Consider the following 5,480-nt stretch of genomic DNA (forward strand, 5'->3'; position numbering starts at 1 on the left):
CGGCCAGCCTGGCCGCCCCGCCGGCGCGGGCCATCACCCTGCTGGTGATCGGCAGTGATGCCGACAAGGTCGGCGCGCCGCGGAACGGCGCCGCCCCCGCCGGGCCGGCCAACGCCGATGCCCTGCTGCTGGTGCGCATCAACCCGCAGGGGCCCTTGCAGGTGCTCAACCTGCCCACCGAAGTGGCGGTGAACCTGCCCGGCCAGAAGGGCGTGAAACGGCTCGGTGAGGCCTTCCGCCTCGGCGGCGTGGCGCTCACCGCCGATGCGGTGCGGGAGCTGGTGGGGCTGCAGCCCCCCGCCCCCGACCGTTACCTGGTGCTCCCGCGGGGGGCGTTGAGGGATCTGGTCAACGGGCTGGGCGGCCTGGAACTCAGCCCGCCGCGGCGGATGAGCTACAGCGACAAGACCCAGAAGCTGACCATCGACCTGCAGGCCGGGCTGCAACAGCTCGGCGGAGACAAGGTGGAGCAGCTGGTGCGTTTCCGCGACCCGGGGCTCGGCGACAGCGGCCGGCGCAGCAACCAGCAGCTGGTGGCCACCAGCCTCAGGGAGCGGATGCTCCAGCCGGAGCGCCTGGCGAAGCTGCCCTTCCTTGTGGGCCAGTTGCAGCCCAAGGTGGAAACCAACCTCACACCGGGCGAGACCCTCAGCCTGCTGGCGGCCGGACTGGATGGCAGCCAGCCGGTGCAGTTCGCCAGCCTGCCGCTGAAGCCCGCCGAGGAGAAGCACAAGGGCCTGCGCCAGCTGGATCCTGGTGCGACGCCACCGCTGTGGAAGGAGCCGGTGGCCCCATAGCGATACTGGGCACCATGGCCATCCCTCCCGAGCTGCTGGTGCCGAGCACCTTCCAGCACTACCTGCTGGGGTTGTTCGCTGTGGCCAACAACTTCCCCGCCATGGGGCCCTTTCTCACCCTGAGCCAGGGGGTGCCCGGCAGCCAGGTACGGCGGGTGATTCGCATCACCACCTTCTCCAGCCTGCTGATCATGCTGGGTGCCTACTTTCTGGGCACGGCGGTGCTGCAGTTCTTCGGCATCAGTGTGAGTGCCTTCCAGATCGCCGGCGGCCTGCTGCTGGGCTTCAGCGGTCTGAGCATGCTCAATGCCACCGATCCGGGCGATTCGCACGAAAAGAACTTCGATGTCTCGCACATGGATGTGGGGCAGATGACCTCCTCGGCGATCGTGCCGATCTCCCTGCCCCTCACCACCGGGGCCGGCACGATGTCGACGATCACGGTGTATGCCGAAGCGGCCCGCAGCCTCAACCACCGCATCGAACTGTTCGGGGCCATCCTGGCCATGGCGATCCTGATCGGCCTGATGTTCACCTTCGCCTCCCGCCTCACCAAGGTGCTCGGCCATGTGGGCATGACCGTGCTGATCAAGGTGATGGGCCTGTTCACCCTGGCGATCGGGGTTCAGTTCATCGCCACCGGCGCCAGCACCATCCTCAGCCGGGTGACGCTCAGGCTGTGAGCCTTCAGGGGTTCACCGCGACGTAGTTGATCTCGCAACCCTTCACCGACCTGGCCTCCTGAACAACGGCGGCGGCGTTGAAGGCGTTGAATTCAAACCACTGGAAGAGGTCGAGCCCCCGATCCAGGGTGATTTTCCAGCCTGCCGGAAATGGCGGCTGAGCTTGGCTGGGACGTGGAGGGCTTTACCGGATCGGCGGCCTCAGGGATGGCCGGATCCAGTTGGTTTAAGGGGTGCAGCAGCAACGTGTCGATAACGGGCGGCTGGTTGGGCAGCACGTCGACCATCTTGAGCCGCACGGCCGCCTCGTCGTCGTTGGGGCGCAGCAGCCCCTTGAGCTTGTTGGTGCGAATCGGTAGCGTTGTCATGGCCCTCCTGGATCCTGAGCCTGGTATCGAGGCCCCGCAACCCCTGCAGGAGAGAGCCTCTTATGGCTGATTGCTGAGCTGAACCGCGGAGGCCTGCAGCCCTTCGAAGATCGGCTCCGAGACGGCCACCGGGAAATCCTTCGGAAGCTGGGCGGCGACCGCGGCGATCACCCCTGGTGTTCTGGCGATCAAGGACGCCAGCAGGTCGTCCGCACGGCCGGCCAACCCGAGGCGAGAGGCGGTCGTGTTCATGTGGCGCCTCTGAATCTGCAGAGGCTTGTAGGTGCGGCTCTTGGTTCCATACCAGGCCATGGCCATCCGGATCTGCTGCTGGGCATACCGGCCCTCGCCTTTAGCGATGACGGGCCAGGCCGAGAGGACGTCGTAGAGAGGAGTGAGCTGATAGCGGCCTCCCGCCTGAAGAAAGAGGCTGAAGTTCTTGGCGTGGCCATCGATGGCACGCAACATCCAGAACAGCACCTGGGCCGAGAAGAAGGTTTGCAGATCCTTCTCGGGGGTGGCGGACTGGGCGAGCCATTGACTGATCGTCACCATGCCAGGGCCCCCTTCGCTTTCGTATTTGAACCGGGGTGGGGTGGCGGTGGCCTGGCAGAAGTCTTCGATGGGAAGCCGCAGCCAGTGGCTCCCCCTGGGATGGAGTCGGCGATCGAAGCGCTCCACGATCAGGCAGCGCTGGCCGTCAAAGGCGGCGATCTGGGCACTGGCCACCTCAAGGCCGTAGGCCGCCAGGAGGCGGCCGCACAGCCACTCGTTCTCCACTGAGGTGCTGAGATCGATCTGGCCGGTTCCCACCACACCCATGGGGAGCTTGAACAGATGGGTGGTGGGGGTGCTGTGCAAGGGGCGGCACCAGCGATCGTCGTGGAACAACAGCGCCGTTTTCTCCTGGGCACCGGCCACCGAAAGCCGCAGCTCCTCTTCCGCTGGCCCGGCGAGTGCTGAGGTCGCCGGAGCGGCGACTCCCCTCAGCAGGCGTCCGATGGCCCTGTCTGTGAGGGGAACCACTTCGATGCGATCCAGCCCAGAAGGCTTCTCGCCAGGTGGCAGGAGTTGAACAGCCCCCGCGCAATCACGCCCAACGGCCTCGAGAAGATCGAAGGCTCCGCTGCTGGCGGCCCTGAAGCGCTGCTGCACGCGCTGGCGGATGGCCGCACTGTCGGGAAGAAGATTCTCGAACCAGGCCTCCACGGCACTGCCCCGCAACACCGTGGCTCCGGGCACGGGCTGGAGCGAGAGGGACAGGGGGCGATGGTTCGGGGATGTCAGCCAACTCTCGGCGTAATGGAACTCCTGTGCACCGCGCGCCGGCAGCACCCAGGTGCCCACAGTCTCACCATTCATCCAGATCGACAGCTCCCGCGCTTGCCTGGGCCGTCCCATCACCACTCCGCCACGGGCTCGGCCGCACTTCTGGGGCGGACCACCAGTTCCAGGTCGAGGGCGGCAGTGATCAGCAGCAGGCGATCCAGGGTGAGGCGCTCAGGATGGAGCTCAAGAGCCGACATCCGCGCCTGGCTGATGCCGCCAGCGCTCTGGGCCAACTCCCTCTGGCTGAGGTGCCGCTGGCGCCTGAGGGCCTGCACCAGCTGACCCAGCTGGGCCGGCGAACGGATGACCGCCTCATCTCCGCCCATGCTCACTCGGATTCCGAATAAACGCACAATACTCGGTTTGCGAGTATGCAATGGATACTTGCTTTCGGAGTGCCGGGGCGCCGGGACTGGGCTGGTCATACAGCTCACCCGGGCAGGCCTTGAGCTCGGAGCGGTAACCGGAGAGCCCCACCACCAGCTCCTTGTTGCTGGTTTCACGGGCAAGAACCTCGTAGCGGGCGGCGTTGAGACGCTCCAAGATGACCCCAATCACCGGCAGGTCGTACTCCTGCGGATAGATGTCCTGGATCTGGGTGATCACGCTGGCCGGTTCGGGCCTCAAGCTGGCGGCGGTGAAGCTGAGGCAGTAGCCAGTCGCCTTTTCGGCTGAGCGGGACAAGCCGAGCAGCAACGAGCCAGGGCGCAATCTTGGCAATGAGATGGCGGGATTGGGGCTCAAGCCGTGTGTCGCTCTGGGGTTTGCATGCCCGGGAAGCTTGGTTTGTTGGCCGTTTTGCCGGTTCGCCCAGGTGCGAAAGAGCGGCGCGCGCCAAGTTGAAGTCATCGGCTGAAGAAATTAAATGCTCCAACGATCCAGGCGGACGATGCAGTCACCGGCTCTACTTGTGAGCACTGCAATCCTGGGAATCCACCCTGCGGTCCACGCCCAGCAGGGCTCTCTCCAGGTTCCTGCACGGCCTACATGAACGGAGCCGTGGTCGCCACCTACGACTGTCTGCGCGGAAGAGACGGCGCCGGCAGGATCAACTTCATTGAATGGCCCCATGGCACCGCCTCCACGGCACTGGGGGGATGGAAGCGATCCGGCAGCCACTGCTTCGCCGCCAGCGAGGAACCCCAGTGGAAGATCTGCGCGGAGTGATACGGCGCTGACTCCAGCCCAGAGGTACCCACTCCCCCCCACCCCTGCCAGCCTGGGGCCTGCCGCCGATTCGCCGTGATCCCTCCCCAGAAGCAGATGACCGGCATGCTCGGCCATCCGGTGGCCGAGAACCCGATCGATCGGATGTTCGATGCGGTCTATGCCCACCACGGGCTGTGCTGGCAGTTCTGGAAGAACGACATCGCCAGCGCGGCGGATCTGGCCCTGGCGGTGCGGGCCCTGGTGCCCCTGGGATACCGCGGCATGGCCATCACCGTGCCCTACAAGGTGGCAGTGATGCCCCTGCTCGATACCGTCGATGACGACGTGCGGGCCATCGGAGCCGCCAACTACCTCACGATCGAGGCGGGCCGCCTGATCGGCCACAACAACGACGGCAAGGGGGTGGTGAAGGCGATCGAGAAGCTGGCGCCCCTGGCGGGCCGGCGGGTGGTGATGCTCGGGGCCGGCGGCGCCGGCCGGGCGATGGCGGTGGAGATGGCCTGGGCCGGCGCGGCCCACCTCACCCTGATCACCCGGCGGCAGGAGCAGGGCCAGGAGGTGGCGGACACCGTCACCCGCGCCTCGGGCGTGCCGGCGGTGTGGCAGGCCTGGGAGGGGGAGGTGACGGTGCCGGCGGGCACCACCCTGCTGATGAATGCCACCCACCTGGGCTGCGCGCCGGAGCTGGAGCCGGTGCCCGTCCGCTGGGATTCGGTGGATCCGGCCTGTGTGGTGGTGGATGTGATCACCAACCCCCGCATCACGCCGTTCCTGGCCACGGCCCGCAGCCGCGGCTGCCCGGTGGTGGATGGCGTCGAGATGCTGGTGCAGCTGGCCATGCAGATCTTCGAGCAGTGGACCGGCGTGACCCCCGAGGAGGCGGTGTTCCAGCGCGCCGTGGCCGAGGCCCTCGGGGAGTGAGCTGGGGCCTAGGCCGCTTGCAGCACCTGCCAGCGTCCCCGCAGCACCTGCTGCAGCGCCGCCATCGCGGCCCCGGCCTCCTCGTTTTGCTTGTCGGCCTCCGGCAGCCAGCCCAACCAGGCCAGGCCGTCGCGGCGGCGCACGCTGGGCTGCCAGTCGCCGCCCACCTGCACCAGGCCGGCCAGGGGCACCCGCCAGTGCTCCAGCAGGGC

Annotated in this window: 9 protein-coding genes and 1 pseudogene; 4 read left to right on the top strand and 6 right to left on the bottom strand. The window is 67.0% G+C overall.

The window, feature by feature from the left end:
* Positions 1 to 797: LCP family protein (locus VB739_RS16095; protein ID WP_323358027.1), on the top strand; the 797-nt coding region annotated here is incomplete at its 5' end.
* A gap of 14 nt (positions 798 to 811) precedes the next feature.
* Complete coding sequence (locus VB739_RS16100; protein WP_323358028.1) at positions 812 to 1,480, top strand: MarC family protein; 669 nt, start codon at positions 812 to 814, stop codon at positions 1,478 to 1,480.
* A gap of 4 nt (positions 1,481 to 1,484) precedes the next feature.
* Here VB739_RS16100 and VB739_RS16730 read toward each other — a convergent pair whose 3' ends face one another.
* The 5 genes from VB739_RS16730 to VB739_RS16120 are packed head-to-tail and all read right to left on the bottom strand — an operon-like array spanning position 1,485 to position 3,921.
* A complete protein-coding gene (locus VB739_RS16730) occupies positions 1,485 to 1,613 on the bottom strand; it encodes a hypothetical protein (protein WP_416233355.1) in 129 nt (42 codons plus the stop codon).
* Entirely contained in the window at positions 1,573 to 1,848 is a 276-nt protein-coding gene (locus VB739_RS16105) for a hypothetical protein (protein WP_323358029.1), read from the bottom strand. The genes VB739_RS16730 and VB739_RS16105 overlap by 41 nt, the downstream gene beginning before the upstream one ends.
* Before the next feature lie 60 nt (positions 1,849 to 1,908).
* A complete protein-coding gene (locus VB739_RS16110; protein WP_323358030.1) occupies positions 1,909 to 3,249 on the bottom strand; it encodes a type II toxin-antitoxin system HipA family toxin in 1,341 nt (446 codons plus the stop codon).
* Positions 3,249 to 3,503 carry an XRE family transcriptional regulator gene (locus VB739_RS16115; protein WP_254971673.1) on the bottom strand — a complete coding sequence of 85 codons (255 nt, stop codon included), beginning with the start codon at positions 3,501 to 3,503 and terminating at the stop codon, positions 3,249 to 3,251. Before VB739_RS16115 ends, VB739_RS16110 begins: the two co-directional genes overlap by 1 nt.
* A complete protein-coding gene (locus VB739_RS16120) occupies positions 3,490 to 3,921 on the bottom strand; it encodes a hypothetical protein (RefSeq protein WP_323358031.1) in 432 nt (143 codons plus the stop codon). The genes VB739_RS16115 and VB739_RS16120 overlap by 14 nt, the downstream gene beginning before the upstream one ends.
* A gap of 243 nt (positions 3,922 to 4,164) precedes the next feature.
* Here VB739_RS16120 and VB739_RS16125 point away from each other — a divergent pair, with 243 nt between their 5' ends.
* The gene (locus tag VB739_RS16125; protein WP_323358032.1) at positions 4,165 to 4,344 is read left to right on the top strand and encodes a hypothetical protein; all 180 of its coding nucleotides are present in this window, start codon (positions 4,165 to 4,167) and stop codon (positions 4,342 to 4,344) included.
* A gap of 75 nt (positions 4,345 to 4,419) precedes the next feature.
* Positions 4,420 to 5,268: a shikimate dehydrogenase gene (locus VB739_RS16130; protein ID WP_323358033.1), complete on the top strand. Its 849-nt coding sequence runs from the start codon at positions 4,420 to 4,422 to the stop codon at positions 5,266 to 5,268.
* An 8-nt stretch (positions 5,269 to 5,276) separates the two neighbouring features.
* Here the strand turns inward: VB739_RS16130 and VB739_RS16135 are convergent.
* Positions 5,277 to 5,480 (bottom strand): annotated as a pseudogene (locus VB739_RS16135) (hypothetical protein); the annotation flags it as partial.

The organism is Cyanobium gracile UHCC 0281, assembly GCF_034931305.1.
GTDB classification, from domain to species: domain Bacteria; phylum Cyanobacteriota; class Cyanobacteriia; order PCC-6307; family Cyanobiaceae; genus Cyanobium; species Cyanobium gracile_A.